Below are 18,338 nucleotides of genomic sequence, written 5' to 3'. Positions count from 1 at the left end.
GGAGAGCATCGGAAGGCCGCGTTGAATGCATTAACGCTGCAATGCTTCAACGCGGCCACGCTGTAGTGCTACCGATAGTGCTGCCGATAGCGCTGCGCTACCGTGCTGAGGCGAGGCCGCTATGCGTTTGCGTGGCGGCGTGAGCCCGCAACACTCAACTCGGCGCGTATTTAAACTCAGGCAACGCTTCGAGCGACTTCTTCGTTGCGTCCGGTAAAACGATGCGGCGGTCGGTGATCTGCAGATCGTTGAACGGGACGGCCACCAGGTGCTTGCCCATTCCGAGGAAGCCGCCGACCGACAGAATCGCGTACGTGCCGTGATCCGACCCGGGCGACACGATCAGATCGTCGAGCGTGCCGATATTGTCCTTGTTGCGGTTGTACACGTCCGCGCCGGTCAGCTTCGACGCGCGATAACCGCTGCCGAGTTGCACGACGTCGGTGCGCCGCTCGGTGATCGCCTGCGGCGCGCCTTGCGCGAACGCATTGCCGCAGACGCTGAGCGCGGAGCTCAGCGTGACCGCGGCGAGCAGTGCCGCGACGGTGCTGGACAGCGTGGTCCGCGGTTTGGAGTGGAGTGTCGTGTGCATGTTGCGCATGATGTTTTTTCTCCCTGTTGTAGTGGTTGCGCCTGTCATGGGTGCCATGTGCTGCGCGGACGGATGTTTGCAACGCAGGCAATTGCGTCCGCTGGTGATGTAGCTGCAAATTGCGTGCCGCGGGGTTTCCTGCGACCCGCGTGCCCCGGTTCTGCCCGGATAGCGCGAATGGGACGAGCAGAACGCGTCCCGGACCACCAATGACGTTCACTGCCATTTTGTTATAAACTAGATGCCAAATGGCAGGAGGTAAAACCGTGAACGTCATCGAGAAAATCTCTGCGGATTCACTGTTGGGCGGCCGGTCCGTGTTGCCACATCCCCCCCGGTCCGGGCTCGAATGGGTCGATGTGGTCCGTCACGGCATCTCGTCGCAGGCTCTCGACGCAATGCTCAAATCGATCGGACTTTCCCAGGCAGAACTGGCGCAGGCGCTCGACATTCCCGAGCGCACACTTGCGCGTCGCAAACGCGAAGGCGTGCTGAGTCGCGAAGAGTCGGCCAAGCTGCTGCGACTCGCACGGGTTGTCGCGCGCGCCGCCGAAGTGTTCGAAGATCTCGGCACAGCCCTCGCCTGGCTCAAGACGCCGGTGGGTGCCCTCGCGGACGCCACGCCGCTGAGCCTGATCGATACCGACATCGGCACCGAAAGCGTGATGGATACGCTGGGACGTATCGAGCATGGCGTGTTCGCATGATGTTGACGGCTTGGCGGGTCGTGACCGAACGCTATGCGGATAGCGCTTTTTCAGGGGAGGGCGCACGTCTGTACGGCGGCCGGTGGAATCCGAAAGGCATTGCGATGGTGTACACCGCGCAGACGCAATCGCTCGCGTTGCTCGAAATGCTGGTGCAAGATGCGCCACTGCGGGCGCGCTATCTGATGATTCCGGCCCACATCCCGGAAGAGATCGTAGAACGCCTTGATCCGGCGAGCTTGCCTCGCGACTGGCGCGATCTCACTGCGCGAACCGAATTGCAGCGGGTGGGAGCAGCATGGACGCAAAAGCGGACCAGTGCCGTTCTAGCTGTGCCGAGCGCGGTCGTTCCCGCGGAAACCAATTACCTGCTCAATCCCAATCACCCGGATTTCGCGCTGATCACGCCGGGGACGCGCGACGAATGGCTGACCGATCCGCGGCTGCTGCGCCGCTCGGTGACAAAGGGCGCTTGACGAAACTCGCCGGCGCACCGCGCAAACTCGTCGCCAATCGAATTCGCGGTTCGTACCCGTAGCGCCCAACTTCCTCCCAGCGTCTTCTTCGCCTGCTCCCCCAGGCCCGCCACTTGCTACCCAACCCGGCTCGCCCCGGCTCCGCGCCGCATCCCCCAGCGCCGCCCGGGACTGCCTACACTGGAAAACACCCACTCGCGGACACGCGCCTTTTGCCGCTACAGGAACCCCTATGCCAGCCCAAACCAGCTACGCGACGCGCATTTCCGAAGGCACGCCTTTTCCGCTCGGCGCGACATGGAACGGCATCGGCGTCAATTTCGCGCTGTTCTCCGCGCACGCGACCAAGGTCGAACTGTGTCTGTTCGACGAGACCGGTCAGGACGAGATCGAGCGCATCGAGTTGCCCGAATACACCGACGAGGTCTGGCATGTGTTCGTGCCGAATCTGAAACCGGGCGCGGTCTACGGCTACCGCGTGCACGGCCCGTACGAACCGCACAACGGCCACCGCTTCAACCCGAACAAGCTGCTGCTAGACCCATATGCGAAGGCGCACATCGGCGAACTGAAATGGGCGCCCGAAATCTTCGGCTACACGCTCGATTCGGAAGAGGGCGACCTGTCGTTCGACGAGCGCGACAGCGCCGCCTTCGTGCCGAAGTGCAAGGTGGTCGACGCGAACTTCTCGTGGACCCACCCGGAGCGCAACGCATTGCCGTGGGAGCGCGTGATCCTGTACGAAACCCACGTGCGCGGCTTCACCAAACGCCATCCGGATGTGCCCGCACGCCTGCGCGGCACCTTCGCCGGGCTCGGCCAGAAACCGGTGCTCGACTACATTCGCGGTCTTGGCGTGACATCGGTCGAACTGCTGCCTATTCAGACCTTCGTCAACGACAGCTATCTGCTCGACAAAGGTCTGACGAACTACTGGGGCTACAACACGATCGGCTTTTTCGCGGCCGATCCGCGTTTCTTCGCGTCGTCGCACGATTCGGTCGGCGAGTTCAAGGAGATGGTCGACCGCTTTCATCAGGCCGACCTCGAAGTGATTCTCGACGTGGTCTACAACCACACCGCCGAAGGCAACGAGCGCGGCCCGACGATCTCGTTCAAGGGCATCGACAACGCGTCGTACTACCGCCTGATGCCCGACGAGCCGCGCTACTACATCAACGACACCGGCACCGGCAACACGCTGAACCTGTCGCATCCGCGCGTGCTGCAGATGGTCACCGACAGCCTGCGCTACTGGGTCACCGAAATGAAGGTGGACGGCTTCCGCTTCGATCTGGCGACGATCCTCGGCCGCGAGGATCACGGCTTCGACGAAGGCGGCGGCTTTCTCGACAGTTGCCGCCAGGACCCGGTGCTCGAAAGCGTGCGCCTGATCGCCGAGCCGTGGGACTGCGGTCCCGGCGGCTATCAGGTGGGCGGCTTCCCGCCGGGCTGGGCCGAATGGAACGACCGCTTTCGCGACACCGTGCGCGAGTTCTGGAAGGGCGACGAAGGCAAGGTCGCGGATCTGGCGACGCGGCTCACCGCATCGGGCGACAAATTCAATCATCGCGGCCGGCGCCCGTGGGCCAGTGTGAACTTCATCGCCGCGCACGACGGCTTCACGCTGAACGATCTGGTCTCGTACAACGACAAGCACAACGAAGCGAACGGCGAGGAGAACCGCGACGGTCATTCGGACAACAAATCGTGGAACATGGGCGCCGAGGGCCCGACCGACGACGCCGATATCCACCAGCAGCGCGAGCGCCAGAAACGCAATCTGCTGGCCACGTTGCTGCTCGCGCAAGGCACGCCGATGCTGCTGGCCGGTGACGAATTCGGCCGCACCCAGCAGGGCAACAATAACGCGTATTGCCAGGACAACGAGATCAGCTGGGTCGACTGGGACGCGATCGACGACGACGGCCGCGCGCTCTCCGAGTTCGTGCGCAATCTGACCACGCTGCGGCATCGGCTGCCGGTGCTGCGGCGCGGCCGCTTCCTGACCGGCGAATACAACGAAACGCTCGACGTGACCGATACCCGCTGGCTGTCGCCGGACGGCAGCGACATCAGCGGCGAGCAGTGGGACGATTCGGCGATGCGCTGCTTCGGCCTTGTGATCGACGGCCGCGCGCAGGCGAGCGGAATTCGCCGGCTCGCGTCGGACGCGACGCTGCTGCTGGTGTTCAACGCGCATCACGACGTGGTCAATTTCACGCTGCCGGACATTCCGGAGGGCGAGGTGTGGACCTGCCTCGTCGATACCAACATGCCGGTGCGTGCCGAGTTGCCGCAATTTAGCGCCGGCGACGAGTATCAGGTGACGGGCCGCTCGCTGCTGCTGTTCGCGCTCGAAGCGCCGAGCCGAGCGACGCAGCGCGTATTCGACCGGCTCGAAGAACAGCTGACTTCTGATGAAGGGGAAACGCCGGCGAGTTCATAAGCACATCAACGCGTCGTAACACCCGCGCACCCGGGAACAACGGTTGCTTCGCTGTCCATAACGCTGCGCCCGCGCGGTCCGTTTCGCGACCGCCGCGCATCCGCGTATAGCCAGCCAGGGGTGAGCAAATGGAACAGGAACCGAGCGTCGAAGAACAGATCCGCACTCGCGCGTATTACCTGTGGCAACAGGCGGACGAACCGAAGGGCACGCCCGAGCAGTATTGGCAGCGGGCGCGCAGCGAGATCGAGAAGGAGGCGCCGCCGGTCGAAAGCGGGCCGGTGTCGGGCGACACGATGAAGTAAGCGTCGCTCGACGCTTGCGCAGCGCCGAAGGCTCCGGGCGGCGCCACGCCGGCGCCGCGCCGCCACGCCTCTAGCTGCCGGCGGACTTGTCCTTACCGGTTTTCTTCTTGTCCTCTTCCGGAACGATCTTGGTCGTGCCTCCGGTGGAAGGGGGATCGCTGGCCGGGAAGCTGTCCTCGACCTCTTTGTCGATCTGCTTTTCGCTCTTTTCCGAATTCGGATGCTTTTCCTTGTTGGTCGTCATGGCAACGGTTCCTCCTGGTGCTGGTTGAATTAAGCGCGGTGACGGTTCCCGCCGTCACGATCCGGCCGCTGGCGACGCCTGCCGCGCATGCTCGCCGATCATCGCGAGCGCATCGGCGCGCGTTAGCCCGCCGCGCATCGCATCGCTCAAACGCGCGGTCAGCGCTTCGCGTTCGCACGCGAGCACCGCGTCGACGTTGCCGTCGCGCACGTACAGCGCGATGAAGCTGTGCCGGTCGAGATCGCCATCGACGACGATCTCGTCCCACTCGCTCGCATGGCCGAGATACCCGAAGTTCTTGCCGAAGTGATAGGTCCAGAAAAACGGCACGTCGTTGTAGCGATTGCGCGCGCCGCACATGTTCTGCGCGGCGATCCGCGCATGCTGCTGCGCGACCCGCCAGTGTTCGATGCGCACCGGCTCCTGATTCTCGTGCAGCGAGAACACCGCGATATCGCCGGCCGCGTAGAGCCCGCACGCGGCGTGCATTCCCGCGTTGACGACGATCCCGCCGTCCTTCTGCAACGGCAGTCCGTCGACGAACCCGGTCGCCGGCGTGACGCCCGTGCCGAGCAGCACGACGTCAGCGTCGACGTGCTCGCCGCCTTCGAGCATCACCGCATGCACGTTGCCTTCGTCGCCTTCGAGCGAGACGACCTGGGTGCCGAGCCGGAACCGCACGCCATTGCTTTCGTGCAGCGCGCGAAACATCTGGCCCGCGCGTTCGCCGAACTGCTTCGCGAACGGCACTTTGGCGGGCGAGATCACGGTGACCGGCACGCCGTGCTTGCGCAACGCGGACGCGACTTCGAGGCCGATGAAACTGCTGCCGAGAATCGCGACGCGGGTCTGCGTCGCGTCGTCGCCGAGCGCATCGACCAGCGCGGCCGCGTCGTCGAGATGGCGCAGCACGTGCACGCCGCCGAGATCGCGGCCGGGGATGTCCGGCACTTTCGGCACGCTGCCGGTGGCGAGCAGCGCGGTGTCGTATTTCAGTGGCTCGATGGCTTGCGTCGGGGCCGTCGCGCCGGCTTCGAAATGAATCGTGCGCGCCGGCACGTCGAGCCGCGCGACCTTCGCGACCAGCCGCTCGATTCCGTGCGTTTGCAGCCAGTCGGGCGGCAGCAGCGGCGGCACGTCGGCGGGCGCCATCTCGAACGACGGTACGAATTTGCTCAGCGACGTGCGGTCGTACGGCGCGTGCGGTTCGTCGCCGATCAGCGTGATACGGCCCGCGAAGCCGCACTCGCGCAATGCCGCGCACGCGGCGGCGCCGGCCGCGCCCGCGCCGATCACGACGAAGTGCGGGGTTTCGCCAGCGGCGCCGGCCTGCGTTTGCGAGCTCGCGTTTGCGCTAGCGCTTGCGTTTGCATTTGCGTCCGGCTGCGGCGGCGGCAGTTTCTGCGCGCAGACCAGCACGTCGTCGCCGTCGAGCGTCACCGGATAGCGGTCGAGCGGCAGCAGCGGCGGCGGCTCCAGCACGCTGCCGGTCGCGACGTCGAACGTGCCCTTGTGCCATGGACAGATGATCCGGCCGTGGCACAGCGCGCCTTCTTCGAGCGGCGCGCCCGCGTGTGGACAGTCGGCCGAATATGCGTGCACGGTGTCGCCGTCGCGCACCAGCAGGATCGGTGTGCCGTCGACCTCGACGCGCTCGGCACGGTCCGTGCGCAGTTGCGATAGCCGGGCGACACGGCGGGCAGTCGTGGACATGGTGATTCCTCGCGTGCGGATAAACCGGCCGCCGGCGCCGCGTTACGGCGTCGAGCGGGTACTCGGGGCGGGCTGTGGGGGAACAGCAATGCGGCAGCAATCGCCGTGCCCGGATCGGCCCGACCCGCGCCGGCTCGGCCGCCGCGGCGGCGCGCGTTGCCGGGCGTCGAGCCGCTTGGGAACATCGCCGGAAGTGCGGTAAATTTCGAGATAAGGGAATTAGCGAGCGAACAGCCGGACGCGAACTTGCCGGCGCGACTTCCGCGAATGTAAGCAATCTGATGGAGTGGCGGACCGTGCAGCGTGCAGAACGAGTTGCAGTCGATTTACCGATGCCATCGCGCAACTTCGCCGCGACGCGCCGGATGCTGCTCATCGTGCTGGTCGTGTCGATCGTGTTTCCGCTGGCCTGCCTCGCCGGCTATGGCTATTTCGACTACCAGCGCCGGATCGCCGACGCGAACAACATGATCGACCGGCTCGCGCGGGTCGCCGACGAGCAGGCCGTCAAGGTGCTCGACCTGAACCGCCAGATGGCCTCGCGCATCATCGACCTGCTCGGCCATGCCGACGACGCGCAGATCCGCGCGCGCGAGGGCGAGTTGCACGATCGGCTGCGCGATATCGGCGGCGATTTTCCGCAGGTGTCGTCGATCGGGCTGCTCGGCGCGAACGGCGATCTGCTCGCGTCGAGCCTCGCGTATCCGGCGCCGAGGATTTCGAACGCCCAGCGCGAAGATTTTCTTGCCGCGAAAGCGATGCGGCCGCAGCCGTATTTTTCGCTGCCGATGTTCGGGCCGCTGTCAAAGACCGATGTGTTCACGACCACCACCGGCCGCTCCGGCGCGGACGGCCAGTTTCTCGGCGTGGTGAGTGTCGCGCTGCGCAACGAGTACTTTTCGCGCTTTTATCGCGATCTGACCAATCACGATCCGTCGCTCACGCTCGCGCTGTATCGCCAGGACGGCAATCTGCTGGTGCGCTATCCGGCCTGGCCGCAGGGCGCGCGGCCGGCGTCGAACAGCGCATTTACTTCCGCGTTGCGCGACAAACAGCTGTTCGGTCACGTGCGGTTGAAGTCGAGCGTCGACGGCATCGAGCGGCTGCTCGCGTTTCGCCGGGTCGGCGACTACCCGCTGTATGTGATGAGCGCGTACGCGATTTCGTCGATCGTGGCCGGCTGGCGCAGCCATTTTCTGATGATTGCCGGCTTGACCGCGGTGCCGTGCATCGCGATCTGGCTGCTGGTGTTTTACTCGCTGCGTCAGCTCGAAGCGGAGCGGCGCGCGTGGGAGCGCTGGCAGGGCGAGGTCGCGATGCGGCTGTCCGCTGAGGCATCGAGCCGGCAATTGCAGCGGATGGGCGCGCTCGGCAACCTGGTCGCGAACGTCGCGCACGACTTCAACAATCTGCTGATGGTGGTGTCGGCCAATACCGAACTCGCGCGCCTGAAGCACTACAACAATCTGGAAAAAGAAGTGCTCGCGGTCGAGCGCGCGACCACCTCCGCCGAAACGCTGACGCGTCAGTTGCTGAGCGTCGCGCGCAAGCAGCCGCTCAAGCAGGAACAGGTCGATCTGTCGCGCTGGCTGCCGGCGGCCGCGCCGCTGCTCGGCGCGGCGCTCGGCGACACGGTCGAGCTATCGCTGAGGATTCCGGACAATCTGTGGCAGGTGCTCGCCGATCCGACCGACCTCGAATTCGCGATCATGAACATCGCGATGAACGCGCGCGATGCGATGCCGCGCGGCGGCCACTTCGTGGTCCGCTGCCAGAACAACCGGCTGGTGAGCAGCGATACGCTGCTGCCGGACGGCGAATACGTGCTGATCGCCTGTTCCGACGACGGCGAGGGAATGCCCGAGGCGGTCGCGCGGCGCGCATTCGAGCCGCTGTTTACGACCAAGCTGCGCGGCTCGGGTACCGGGCTCGGACTCGCGCAGGTGCTGTCGATGTGCGAGCAGGCCGGCGGCACCGCGAAGATCGACAGCGTGCCGGGCAGCGGCACCACGGTGCGGCTGTTTCTGCCGCGTCATATCCCGCGCGGCGCGAGTGCGAGCGTCGAGGCGCCGCGCGCGGTCGCGACGCCGAACAGCGCGGTGCTGCTGGTCGAGGACAACGAGGACGTCGCGGCCGGCGTGACGGCGGTGCTCGAAACCTTCGGCTGCGAGGTGCGCCACGAGCCGACCGCCGATCAGGCGTTCGACGTGCTGAACGGCGGCGCGCGCTTCGAGCTGGTGCTGTCCGACATCCAGATGCCGGGCAAGCTGAACGGCATCGACCTCGCCGAGAAAGTGCGCAGCGCGTGGCCGTCGCAGAAGATCGCGCTGATGACCGGCTACGCGGACGAACTCGAACGCGCACGGCGGCTCGGAATCGCGATTCTCGCGAAGCCGTTCAATATCGACGAACTGCACGCGCTGGTCGCGTGCCAGACCTGATGTTGATTCCTGACGGGCGCGCGGCTTTCCCGCGGCACAGCCCTTGCTGAAATATCGCTGGGATAGGCGCACGCGAGTCAGCGCGCGCCGGCGTCCTTCCGATACTTTCGACACCCAGGAGAATCGACATGACGATCGTGAAGATCAGACACGCAGTGCTCGTTTCCAGCTTGCTTGCAGCTTCGTCGCTGGCGCTCGCGCAGGGCGCCGGCGGTGGGGGCGGGGGCGGCCCCGCCGGCAACGACCCGAACGGTAATGCCGCGACCTCGACACGCGAGGGCGGCGATGCCGGGGCGGCGACATCGGGTATGACCCACCAGGGGAAACAGCATCAGAAGAAGCATTCGAAGTCGACCAAGTCCGCGACCGATACCACCAACATGCCGGGCGCGAATGCGAGCAGCGATACGAAGGGGCAGTAGTTTCGCGCTGCGCTGACTGAAAATAAAAGCGGTTGCGGCGATGCGCTGATCGGGACGATCGGCGCGCGCCGGCAACCGCTTTTTCGCGTGTGTCGATCTCCTACGAGGAGAACCGCAACGCGAAGCCGCTGAACAAGGCGATGATGCTGTGGTTCATGCAGAACCTGATCGATAGCGAGGCCGATCTGACGAGCCCGTTACTCGATGTCGCGAGCGCCAACCTCGCCGGTCTGCCGCCGACCGCGATCGTGACGGCCGGCATCGATCCGCTGCGCTCGGACGGCGAAACGCTGGCGATGAAACTGTGCGAGGCCGGCGTCGCGGTCGAGCATCGCAACTATCAGGGCGCGACGCACGAGTTTTTCGGGCTGACGGGGGCCGTGCAAGCGGCCCGCGATGCGCAGGCGTTTATCGCGTCTGCGCAGCGGGCGGTGTTTGGGGAGAGGGTGACGTAGTCAGTCTTTTTCCATCGACGCGTCGTATTTGCCGAGCGCGGCCGCGCCATTGAGCCGGGCGCGCTTGAGCAACGCCTGCTGCGCTTCGTTGACGTTGCCGGCCTGACCGCGCCACGCATTCAACGGCGGCTCCTGCAACGCGCGCCCATACGAGAAGCTCAGATTCCACGGCAGCGGGCCGAGCCGGTTCATCGCGTCGAGATTCGCGGTCGCTTCCTCGGGCGACTGCCCGCCGGACAGGAACACGATGCCGGGCACCGCCGCCGGCACCGTGCGCTTGAGTACCCGGATGGTGGCCGTGGCGATGTCGGCGGTATTCGATTGCTGCTGATGCTCCGCGCCGGCCAGCACCATGCTCGGCTTCAGCAGAATGTGTTCGAGCACCACGCGATGCCGGTGTAGCGCATGAAACACCTCGTGCAACACCTCCTCGGTCACTTCCGCGCAGCGGCCGATCGTGTGGTCGCCGTCCATCAGCACTTCCGGTTCGACGATCGGCACGATGCCGGCTTCCTGGCAGATCGCCGCGTAGCGCGCGAGCGATTCCGCGTTCGCTTCGATCGCCGCGCGGCCCGGCAGGGTCGCGGTGATGTTGTAGACCGCGCGCCATTTCGCGAAGCGCGCGCCTTGCCGCTTGTAGTCGACGAAGCGTTTCGCGAGCCCGTCGAGTCCTTCGGTGATTTCGTCGCCGGGCGACAGCGCGAGCGGCACCTTGCCGAGATCGACCTTGATGCCGGGCACCACGCCGTTGGCGGCGGCCAGTTGCGGGAACGGCGTGCCGTCGTCGGCTTTCTGGCCGAGCGTCTCCTGATAGAGGATCACGCCGCTGACGAACTCGCCGAGCCCCGGTGTGGTGAGCAGCAGGTTCCGGTACGCGCGGCGATGTTCGTCGGTCGATTCGAGGCCGATCGTCTTGAAGCGTTTGGCGATGGTCGGGCCGCTCTCGTCGGCGGCGAGAAGACCCTTGCCGGGTTGAACCATTGCGTCGACGGTGGCTTGCAGCTCGCTACGGGTGTCCATGAGAAGTGCTCCCTTTCGGTCGGGACCGGTGTGCGGTGGAAAGTCGGTGGCGGGTTCCTTCGTGTGATGCGTGTGACGGGTTTATTCACCGAGCAGATGCAGCACGATATCGCGCGGCTGCGTGTGCTGACGATGCTCGAACAGATAGAGCCCCTGCCATGTGCCGAGCACCATCCGTCCATGTTCGACCGGCACCGACAACTGCACTTGCGTGAGCGCGGTGCGTAGATGGGCGGGCATGTCGTCGGGGCCTTCGGTGTCGTGTTCGTAGCGTGCGGAGTCCTCCGGCGCGAGCGTCGCAAAGTAGCGTTCGAGATCGCGCCGTACCGATGGATCCGCATTCTCCTGAATCAGCAGCGACGCCGACGTATGACGGCAGAACAGTGTCAGCAGACCGGTACGGATACCCTGTTCGGCGACGAAGCGACGGACCTCGTCGGTAAATTCGACCAGGCCGCGGGTGCGGGCCTGAACGCTCAGATGATGGATAGCCTGGCGCATGATGGAGGCGAATCAGAGCGACGCGAATGCGTCCTCGATATCTTCAGCGCGCGTCGGCCGGACCACGCGCGCGACTTCGGCGCCGTCGCGCATCAGCACCAGCGTCGGCCATAGCTTGACCTTGAACGAGCGGCCGAGCGGGCGGCCGGGGCCGTCCTCGATTTTCAGGTGCCGGAGGGCGGCGTGCGGCGCGAGCGCTTTGGCAATCGATGCCTGCGCGCCCTGACAGATGCCGCACCAGTTCGTGCCGAATTCGACGACGGTGACGCCGGGCAGTGCATCGAGTTCGGCGCGGGTGGGGGCGGTGGACGAATACGGGGTGGCGGTGGCCATGCGGGCTCCGGGGCAAGTCGGGTTTGGGTAGACGGCGCGCGCGTGCGGTCGCTGTTCCTGCTTGCACGGCGTTTCGCGCCTGAATATTCAGCAAGGGTAGCAGCTATGCTGCGGGTCGTCATGGACGGGGACGGCGGTATCGCGAGGTATCGCACGCTCATCGGCCTTGACTCATCGGCCTGACGCGGTCGCATGTTAAAAGCACTTCAGGCGCTCAATCCGCGCCTGACACTATCGAAAGGAATCCGGCGAGAAAAATGGGCACACCGATCTATCTGCAACATCCACAGCAACAGCAGGCCGTCGCGGTCGCGACAGGGTTTAGTTGGGGCGCTTGTCTGCTTGGTTTTATCTGGGCGCTATCGAAGCGGATGTGGTTCGCCGCGTTCGTGATGCTCGCCATCAACGTGATTTTTCTCGGCATGGGATTGTGGGGCGAGGCCGCGGATTTGATCGGGTTTTTGCTCTCCGTTCTGTTTGCCGTTGGGTGTGGGGTGTATGGGAACCGATGGCATCGGTGGACGTTGGAGCAACAGGGTTATCGGGTGGTCGGTGAAAACCTGCCGGGTCGTCGCGATGCCGGTGTCGGGAATCGATAGCGTGGTGCCGGGTGCGATTATCGCCGTCGTCATCTGGGGGCTCGGCGCGTTTTCATAAGCGTGAGTTTGTCGGCAAAACACATGCCTTATGATAAGAAAAGTTATCCTAATGAGATGGTCGCATGTGCGTTTTTAACGGAAACTTCGGTGCGTGAACCTCGTAGTAGACTTCGCCGCGGCAAAACCCTCTTACTTCGTTTTTGCGCGGCTTATCCGCGCGGGCTGGATCACCTATGCTGACTTCCTGGTTCCATAGCGGCGAAACGCTCCGCAGCCGGCGCGTGAGCGAGGTCGTGTTATCAGGCGTGGTCGACGTCCCGGCGCCGCCTGTTCGTCTGCTTGCCGATTGGGACCGGGAGATCGCGTCGAACGTGGTTCTGGAGCCGGGCGACGTCGATACGTTGCCTCTGGCTAGAGCGCGGATGCGTTGGCCGGACTACACACGTTGCGTGCGGGCCGTATCCGATTGGACTGCCACTCTCGGCATCCCGCAGGTACTTGCCGCCAGTGACGTCGCACTGATGGCCTGCCGGGGCGCGAGGTATCACCACGATGGCAACCAGTACGGCGGCGCGGCGTTCTGCAATCTCTTTCTGAGCGAGGACAAGGGGCTGGATGTGTTTTTTCCCGCTAGCGGCGTTCGTGTACCGCTCACTCGCGGCACGGTACTCCTGTTCGATCCGTGTCAGCCTCATGGCGTCGTGCCGCGCGGCGCGAGTGCTTTCGACGAAGCCGACTTCGCCTCCGATCGCGATTGCATTCAGGTGTTTCTGACCTGGGAGCTTTCGATCGAAGAGCCGCGGGTCGCGCAGCCGCTGGGGGTTGTGTTTGATGTCGTCGAAGCGGACTGCGTTGCGCCCGAGGACGAGCAGCTTTGGTTGAACGGCGCGCCAGTGGACGTGTGTCCGCATTCGGGGCGTTGGCGTCGCGCGGGATAGTGACGAGCGCAGGGTAGACGCCTGCGCCCACCAACACCGTGATACCCGGTCAGGACGATGCGCGATTGCGCGTGCCTGCTTCGATTGAAGGCGAGGGAGCCGATAACACAGGCCCCCGGTTGCCCAGCCAGACCCGCCTGGCAACCGCGGGGCTGAGCAGCGACGACGGCGGCATCATCAGGTTGACGACTTCCAGAAACGCTGTCGCCAGCGTGCTGTCGCGTGTCGCTGCAACGTGAAGTTTGCCGATGTACCAGTTGATGAAACGCCGCATCAGCGGGCGGGCGCCCTCGACTTGTGGGTGGCGCAGGTCGTTGCCAACCGCAATGTCCCACGGAATATCGACGATTTTCCCGGCCGCTCCGAAGAATCGACGCGCAAGATCGTTCGATCCCGCCCGCAGGCACCGCTGTAGCGCCAGCGCTTCCTCTGCCGCGACCGTCATGCCTTGCCCGTAGACAGGATTGAAGCTGCAGATCGCATCGCCGAAAACGACGTAATTCGCGGGGAAACGTGCGAGCTTCTCGTACCGCCGACGCAGGTTGGACGCGTAGCGGTAGCGCCTGTAAGCGGTTAGAGGCTCCGCCCTTGCGATAACGTCGTGAATCTCCATGGTCGGCAACGTCGCAAGATACGCGAGAAAGCCCTCGTCGTTGTCGGGCGCATCGTCGCCAAGATAGCCGCCGGCACTGACGATCCAGCTATCGTTTTCCTGCGCGAGCATCACGCCGTTGCGCCAGTTGGGCGCACTGCCGGCGACAACGATACCGTGCTTGCCATCGAGATCAGTTGGTTGACGTCGATAGGTGCGAGTCATGTAGCTGATCCCGATCTCGACCTTTTCCGTGGCGGGAGGCGGGTAGCCCAAATCTTCAAGCCACGCCGCACTGGAAGAGCCACGGCCGGTCGCATCGACGACGAGGTCCGCGCTGAGGGTCTCCTCCGCGTTGCCCTCTGCATGTATGCGCACACCGGTCACGCCTGTTCGGACGGGGTCGGTCACAAGAGCGCGCACCGCGCAATTTTCGATCGCGCGCACGTTCGGCAACCCCATGAGGCGCCGGCGTAAATGACCTTCGAGCACGGGACGGCTGGCGAGCAGACCAATCAGCTCGCTCGGGCTGTTGGCAAGCCTCGCGTTGTGGCCGATCCAGATCACATCGTTGGCGACATCACCGATCAAGCCGCCGCTTTGCGCAACGACCTCGCTGTTGTATCCGGGGAAGAGTTCCTCGAGTACCGCGCTGCCGCGCGCCAGCAGCCCGTGGGTATGACGGCCTTGCGGCACGCCCTTGCGCGGCGCATCCGCGTCCGGAAACGCGTCGCGTTCGAGCACGGTAACGGCGGTATAGAAATCGGACAGTACGCGGGCAGCCAGCAGCCCGCTCATGCTCGCGCCGATCACGATCGCATGTTCACCCAGTTTCTTCATGGCAATCCTCCAGTTCGATCCGCCCCGATAAGTCCAGCTACCGTTGTTTGCAGCGAATGGTAGGATCGGTCCGTCCCCTGAGCGTCCCCTGGGCGCCGTCATTGAAGGTCGCCTCGCCATGGCTCTTTTCAGCGTGCGGACGCTTGGATTTCCGGAGATTCGCCGGGATCACCGGCTGTGCCGGCTGCCCTTGCGCAAAGGGCTCGCTCTGTTGGTCTATCTGGCCGAAGCGGAGGGCGCGGTCGGACGCGATGTCCTTGCCACGATGTTGTGGCCGGAAGGCGGTGAAGAGGTTGTACGGGCGCGGCTGCGGCGCCTGTTGCATCGCCTCCAGCACGCGCTCGGCGACGACACTCTTACTATAGATCGCTCCACGGTGAGATGGTCCGCGGCGATCACTTTGCAGGTGGATTCGCAACTGTTCGAGCAGGCGTGCGACCGCGGCGAGTTCGAGCAGGCATGCCGCCATTATCCCGGTGACTTTCTCGACGGTTTTTCGCCGGGCGACTGCCCGCAGTTCGACGAGTGGGCTTTTTTTCGCCGCGAGGCGTTGCGCGGCCGCGTGATTCAGGCGCTCGAACGAGTGGTCCACGACAAAAATGCTGCGGGTGACTACGCGGCCGCGGCCGCGCACGCCGGCCGTCTTGCTGAGCTCGACCCGTTCAGCGAAGTGTACGGCCGGCACCTAGTCCGCAACCTTCTGCTCGCGGGAGAGCGGGCGACGGCCCAGCGGCACCTCGAGGCCCTGACGCGTCGCCTTCGTGACGAGTTGAATGTGGCTCCCGAACCCGAAACCCGCGCGCTGCTCGATGCAGGCTCAACGTCGCCGATCGGGGACCTGCCGTCGACGCGCTACGTCAGCAGCGGCGGCGTCCATCTCGCATTTCAGACTTACGGCGCGGGCCGCATCGATGTGCTGCTGCTGCCCGGTTTCGTATCTCACGTCGAACGGGTGTGGGAGGAGCCCCGGTGCCGGGCCTTCCTGTCTTCTCTCGCGGGGATGGGCCGTCTCATCCTGTTCGATCGTCGCGGCGTCGGGCTTTCCGACCGGGTCGGGTTTAATCCGAATGTCGACGCGACCGCGCAAGACATCGGTACTGTGCTGGACGCCGTCGGCAGTCGAAGGGTCGTGTTGTTCGGCGCGTCGGAGGGCGGGCCGGCATGCATCAGGTTCACCGTCGATCACCCCGACCGGGTTGCCGGTCTCATTCTGTTCGCGTCGTTGGCGAAGGGAACCGCAACGCACGACTATCCCCACGCGCTTCAGGCGAATCAGTACGACATGTGGCTGCAGCAGCTCGTCGCGGTGTGGGGCGGCCCTGCGGGCATTGAGACATTCGCGCCAAGCCTGGCCGGCGATCCTCAGGCGAGAGCCTGGTGGGCAGGGCTGCTGCGCGCCGCGTCGAGCCCGGGAGCCCTCAGGGGAGTGCTCGCGGCGTTGCGCGACATGGATGTGCGGCAGCTCGTGGGCCGAATTTCGGTGCCGACCTTGGTGCTGCATCGTCGTGACGACCGCGCGGTTCGCGTCGGCGCCGGGAGGGATCTCGCCAGCCACATCGCGCAGGCGCGATTCGTTGAACTTGGCGGCGCCGATCACTGGCCGTTCGCGGGGGAACAGCAACCCGTTCTGGAGAAGATCGGGGAATTTGTCCGCAGTCTTGCGGGGTCACTGTGAGCCGGAAGACGCTGCGCAACTCTGCGTAGGCGGAATGGGATGCGGATGAAATCCGCAGCTTCGACGCGCGGGCACGGGTGCGACGACTGCGACGTTCGTTGATCGATGTCAATCGGACTCGGACACACGGTGGTTGAATATGAACGTCCACTGTCCCGAGGAGCTGCAAGCAAGCGGAGTCCCGGGAACGCCCCGAGCCGCGAGTGGCCAGCGCGCGAACAGCAGACCGCGGTCGACGGCGCAACGCACCATCCCTGGTTCCGTCAGCAGCGTTTTTCCGCTCGGAGGACCGCATCATGCGCGCCCATCCCTTGTCACACCGCACACTCCGTTTGCATGTGCCCGTTCTCGAGTGGGTACGCGACTATCAGAAGGCATGGGTTAAACCGGACGTCATTGCGGGCATCACCGCGGCGGCCATCGTGTTGCCGAAAGCGATGGCCTACGCGACAGTGGCCGGTCTACCGGTCCAGGTCGGGCTTTACACAGCCTTTGTGCCGATGGTGGTCTATGCGCTCTTTGGCACATCAAGGCCGCTCAGCGTTAGCACGAGCGCAACGTTGGCCATCCTGACGGCGGCCGCGCTCGCCCAGGCGGTCCCCGACGGTGGCGCAGGCCAGCTCGCTATTGCGACGGCCACGCTCACCTTGTTGGTTGGGCTTATTCTTGTTGTCGCCGCGCTGCTCAAGCTCGGTTTCGTCGCGAACTTCATTTCCGAACCGGTGCTGACAGGCTTCAAGGGAGGCATTGCGATCGTCATCGTGCTCGATCAATTGCCCAAGCTAATCGGCCTTCACATTGTTAAGGGCTCCTTCTTTCATAATGTGGCTGCGATCGTCACCGGGCTGCCTCACGCTTCAGGTGCGACCGTCGTCGTCGGCGTCGCGACGATTGCGATTCTGGTAGCGCTTAAACAGTTTTACCCTAAATCGCCGGCCCCGCTTATTGCAGTGGCGGGCGGAATCGCTGGCGTCGGCCTTCTTGGTCTTCAAAGGTACGGCGTTGGGGTTGTCGGCCATATTCCGACGGGACTGCCCTCGTTTGTCATGCCCGACCTGGGCCTCATGTCAGCGCTTTGGCCGGCAGCAGTGGGCATCGCGCTGATGAGTTTTACTGAAACGATTGCTTCAGGACGAGCGTTTGTTCGGAGCGGAGAACCCGTACCGCTTGCGAATCGTGAACTGGTGGCGACTGGTCTCGGCAATGCGGCAGGCGCGCTATTGGGTTCGATGCCCGCGGGAGGCGGAACGAGCCAAACGGCTGTGAACCGACTCGTAGGCGCGCGCTCCCAGTTGGCGGAACTCGTGACGGCTGCCGTTACCCTCGGCACCATGCTGCTGCTAGCGCCTTTGATCGGTTTGATGCCACATGCGACGCTCGCCGCGGTGGTGATCGTCTATTCGATCGGTCTGCTCAAGCCGGCGGATTTCCGCGCGATCCTTGCTGTCAGGCGCACTGAGTTCGTATGGGCACTAGCGGCGCTCGTGGGCGTCGTGCTGCTCGGGACGTTAAACGGCATTCTGATCGCGATTCTCATCTCGTTGGTAGCGCTCGCCTATCAGGTGTCCGATCCGCCCGTCCATGTGCTTCGCCGCATGCGCGGCACGAACGTGTTCCGCCCGATGTCCCCCACGCACCCGGACGATGAAGCATTCCCCGGGCTGCTGCTCCTGCGGCCCGAGGGCCGGATCTTTTTTGTCAATGCGTCAAACATCGGTCACAAGATTGCACGGCTCGTGGAAGAGGCACGGCCTCAGGTCGTCGCCCTGGACATGCGCGCCGTCTTCGACCTCGAATTTACTGCGTTGAAGATGTTGACCGAGGGCGAAAAGAAGTACCGGGAACAAGGGATCACGTTATGGCTCGTCGGCCTGAGCCCGGAAGTTTTTGCGCTCGTGGAGAAAGCGCAGCTCGGCAGGACGCTAGGGCACGAGCGTATGTTTCTCAATCTTGAACAGGCGCTTGCCGCGTGGCACGGTTTGCCGAAAGAGGCTGCCGGATCGACGCGAATCGCGCCGTAAACCATCGAAGTTGCG

The 18,338-nt window shown here is 64.5% G+C and carries 18 protein-coding genes; 11 read left to right on the top strand and 7 right to left on the bottom strand.

The window, feature by feature from the left end; genetic code table 11:
- Positions 1 to 154 precede the first annotated feature (154 nt).
- Positions 155 to 592, bottom strand: a complete 438-nt coding sequence (locus BTH42_RS27100) for a PRC-barrel domain-containing protein (protein WP_075304363.1) — start codon at positions 590 to 592, stop codon at positions 155 to 157.
- A 266-nt stretch (positions 593 to 858) separates the two neighbouring features.
- Between BTH42_RS27100 and BTH42_RS27095 the strand changes: the two genes are divergently transcribed.
- The 4 genes from BTH42_RS27095 to BTH42_RS27080 all read left to right on the top strand — a co-directional run bounded on the left by BTH42_RS27095 (position 859) and on the right by BTH42_RS27080 (position 4,529).
- Entirely contained in the window at positions 859 to 1,299 is a 441-nt protein-coding gene (locus BTH42_RS27095; protein ID WP_178392247.1) for an antitoxin Xre-like helix-turn-helix domain-containing protein, read from the top strand.
- Positions 1,300 to 1,319: 20 nt separating this feature from the next.
- Positions 1,320 to 1,775, top strand: coding sequence for an RES family NAD+ phosphorylase (locus BTH42_RS27090; protein WP_256702319.1), 456 nt, complete (start codon positions 1,320 to 1,322; stop codon positions 1,773 to 1,775).
- Positions 1,776 to 2,007: 232 nt separating this feature from the next.
- Positions 2,008 to 4,224, top strand: coding sequence for a glycogen debranching protein GlgX (glgX, locus tag BTH42_RS27085; protein WP_075304252.1), 2,217 nt, complete (start codon positions 2,008 to 2,010; stop codon positions 4,222 to 4,224).
- A 128-nt stretch (positions 4,225 to 4,352) separates the two neighbouring features.
- A complete protein-coding gene (locus BTH42_RS27080) occupies positions 4,353 to 4,529 on the top strand; it encodes a DUF2934 domain-containing protein (RefSeq protein WP_075304251.1) in 177 nt (58 codons plus the stop codon).
- A 70-nt stretch (positions 4,530 to 4,599) separates the two neighbouring features.
- Here BTH42_RS27080 and BTH42_RS35635 read toward each other — a convergent pair whose 3' ends face one another.
- Together BTH42_RS35635 and BTH42_RS27075 are read right to left on the bottom strand one after the other, a co-directional pair.
- On the bottom strand, positions 4,600 to 4,773 hold the full coding sequence (locus BTH42_RS35635) for a hypothetical protein (RefSeq protein ID WP_178392246.1): 174 nt from the start codon (positions 4,771 to 4,773) through the stop codon (positions 4,600 to 4,602).
- Between the two features lie 54 nt (positions 4,774 to 4,827).
- The gene (locus BTH42_RS27075; protein WP_083654937.1) at positions 4,828 to 6,486 is read right to left on the bottom strand and encodes an FAD-dependent oxidoreductase; all 1,659 of its coding nucleotides are present in this window, start codon (positions 6,484 to 6,486) and stop codon (positions 4,828 to 4,830) included.
- 296 nt (positions 6,487 to 6,782) lie between these two features.
- Here BTH42_RS27075 and BTH42_RS27070 point away from each other — a divergent pair, with 296 nt between their 5' ends.
- From BTH42_RS27070 to BTH42_RS27060, 3 genes are all read left to right on the top strand, one after another.
- A complete protein-coding gene (locus BTH42_RS27070) occupies positions 6,783 to 8,927 on the top strand; it encodes an ATP-binding protein (RefSeq protein ID WP_178392245.1) in 2,145 nt (714 codons plus the stop codon).
- Positions 8,928 to 9,064: 137 nt separating this feature from the next.
- The gene (locus tag BTH42_RS27065) at positions 9,065 to 9,349 is read left to right on the top strand and encodes a hypothetical protein (protein WP_075304361.1); all 285 of its coding nucleotides are present in this window, start codon (positions 9,065 to 9,067) and stop codon (positions 9,347 to 9,349) included.
- A gap of 89 nt (positions 9,350 to 9,438) precedes the next feature.
- Positions 9,439 to 9,804, top strand: coding sequence for an alpha/beta hydrolase fold domain-containing protein (locus BTH42_RS27060; protein ID WP_256702315.1), 366 nt, complete (start codon positions 9,439 to 9,441; stop codon positions 9,802 to 9,804).
- Here BTH42_RS27060 and BTH42_RS27055 read toward each other — a convergent pair whose 3' ends face one another.
- The 3 genes from BTH42_RS27055 to BTH42_RS27045 all read right to left on the bottom strand — a co-directional run bounded on the left by BTH42_RS27055 (position 9,805) and on the right by BTH42_RS27045 (position 11,658).
- Positions 9,805 to 10,824 (bottom strand): class I fructose-bisphosphate aldolase, encoded by a 1,020-nt coding sequence (locus tag BTH42_RS27055; RefSeq protein ID WP_075304248.1) that lies wholly within the window; start codon positions 10,822 to 10,824, stop codon positions 9,805 to 9,807.
- An 81-nt stretch (positions 10,825 to 10,905) separates the two neighbouring features.
- Positions 10,906 to 11,325: a secondary thiamine-phosphate synthase enzyme YjbQ gene (locus BTH42_RS27050; protein ID WP_075304247.1), complete on the bottom strand. Its 420-nt coding sequence runs from the start codon at positions 11,323 to 11,325 to the stop codon at positions 10,906 to 10,908.
- 12 nt (positions 11,326 to 11,337) lie between these two features.
- Positions 11,338 to 11,658: a thioredoxin family protein gene (locus BTH42_RS27045; protein WP_075304246.1), complete on the bottom strand. Its 321-nt coding sequence runs from the start codon at positions 11,656 to 11,658 to the stop codon at positions 11,338 to 11,340.
- A 257-nt stretch (positions 11,659 to 11,915) separates the two neighbouring features.
- Here BTH42_RS27045 and BTH42_RS27040 point away from each other — a divergent pair, with 257 nt between their 5' ends.
- Both BTH42_RS27040 and BTH42_RS27035 read left to right on the top strand, forming a co-directional pair.
- On the top strand, positions 11,916 to 12,257 hold the full coding sequence (locus BTH42_RS27040) for a DUF2628 domain-containing protein (protein WP_075304245.1): 342 nt from the start codon (positions 11,916 to 11,918) through the stop codon (positions 12,255 to 12,257).
- A gap of 233 nt (positions 12,258 to 12,490) precedes the next feature.
- Positions 12,491 to 13,195, top strand: a complete 705-nt coding sequence (locus tag BTH42_RS27035) for a hypothetical protein (protein ID WP_075304244.1) — start codon at positions 12,491 to 12,493, stop codon at positions 13,193 to 13,195.
- 49 nt (positions 13,196 to 13,244) lie between these two features.
- Here BTH42_RS27035 and BTH42_RS27030 read toward each other — a convergent pair whose 3' ends face one another.
- Positions 13,245 to 14,627 (bottom strand): NAD(P)/FAD-dependent oxidoreductase, encoded by a 1,383-nt coding sequence (locus BTH42_RS27030; RefSeq protein ID WP_075304243.1) that lies wholly within the window; start codon positions 14,625 to 14,627, stop codon positions 13,245 to 13,247.
- Positions 14,628 to 14,745: 118 nt separating this feature from the next.
- Here BTH42_RS27030 and BTH42_RS27025 point away from each other — a divergent pair, with 118 nt between their 5' ends.
- The gene (locus tag BTH42_RS27025; protein WP_075304242.1) at positions 14,746 to 16,302 is read left to right on the top strand and encodes an alpha/beta hydrolase; all 1,557 of its coding nucleotides are present in this window, start codon (positions 14,746 to 14,748) and stop codon (positions 16,300 to 16,302) included.
- A gap of 296 nt (positions 16,303 to 16,598) precedes the next feature.
- Complete coding sequence (locus tag BTH42_RS27020; protein WP_075304241.1) at positions 16,599 to 18,323, top strand: SulP family inorganic anion transporter; 1,725 nt, start codon at positions 16,599 to 16,601, stop codon at positions 18,321 to 18,323.
- Positions 18,324 to 18,338: the final 15 nt, after the last annotated feature.

Source organism: Burkholderia sp. SRS-W-2-2016, from assembly GCF_001931485.1.
Lineage (GTDB): Bacteria > Pseudomonadota > Gammaproteobacteria > Burkholderiales > Burkholderiaceae > Paraburkholderia.
This window is presented reverse-complemented; position numbering and strand designations above follow the sequence as displayed.

Bases quoted from the DNA above. Each gene is read 5' to 3' on its own strand.
- BTH42_RS27100 (WP_075304363.1), bottom strand. From the start codon at position 592: ATGCACACGACACTCCACTCCAAACCGCGGACCACGCTGTCCAGCACC.
- glgX (WP_075304252.1), top strand. From the start codon at position 2,008: ATGCCAGCCCAAACCAGCTACGCGACGCGCATTTCCGAAGGCACGCCT.
- BTH42_RS27080 (WP_075304251.1), top strand. From the start codon at position 4,353: ATGGAACAGGAACCGAGCGTCGAAGAACAGATCCGCACTCGCGCGTAT.
- BTH42_RS35635 (WP_178392246.1), bottom strand. From the start codon at position 4,773: ATGACGACCAACAAGGAAAAGCATCCGAATTCGGAAAAGAGCGAAAAG.
- BTH42_RS27075 (WP_083654937.1), bottom strand. From the start codon at position 6,486: ATGTCCACGACTGCCCGCCGTGTCGCCCGGCTATCGCAACTGCGCACG.
- BTH42_RS27055 (WP_075304248.1), bottom strand. From the start codon at position 10,824: ATGGACACCCGTAGCGAGCTGCAAGCCACCGTCGACGCAATGGTTCAA.
- BTH42_RS27050 (WP_075304247.1), bottom strand. From the start codon at position 11,325: ATGCGCCAGGCTATCCATCATCTGAGCGTTCAGGCCCGCACCCGCGGC.
- BTH42_RS27045 (WP_075304246.1), bottom strand. From the start codon at position 11,658: ATGGCCACCGCCACCCCGTATTCGTCCACCGCCCCCACCCGCGCCGAA.
- BTH42_RS27040 (WP_075304245.1), top strand. From the start codon at position 11,916: ATGGGCACACCGATCTATCTGCAACATCCACAGCAACAGCAGGCCGTC.
- BTH42_RS27035 (WP_075304244.1), top strand. From the start codon at position 12,491: ATGCTGACTTCCTGGTTCCATAGCGGCGAAACGCTCCGCAGCCGGCGC.
- BTH42_RS27030 (WP_075304243.1), bottom strand. From the start codon at position 14,627: ATGAAGAAACTGGGTGAACATGCGATCGTGATCGGCGCGAGCATGAGC.
- BTH42_RS27025 (WP_075304242.1), top strand. From the start codon at position 14,746: ATGGCTCTTTTCAGCGTGCGGACGCTTGGATTTCCGGAGATTCGCCGG.
- BTH42_RS27020 (WP_075304241.1), top strand. From the start codon at position 16,599: ATGCGCGCCCATCCCTTGTCACACCGCACACTCCGTTTGCATGTGCCC.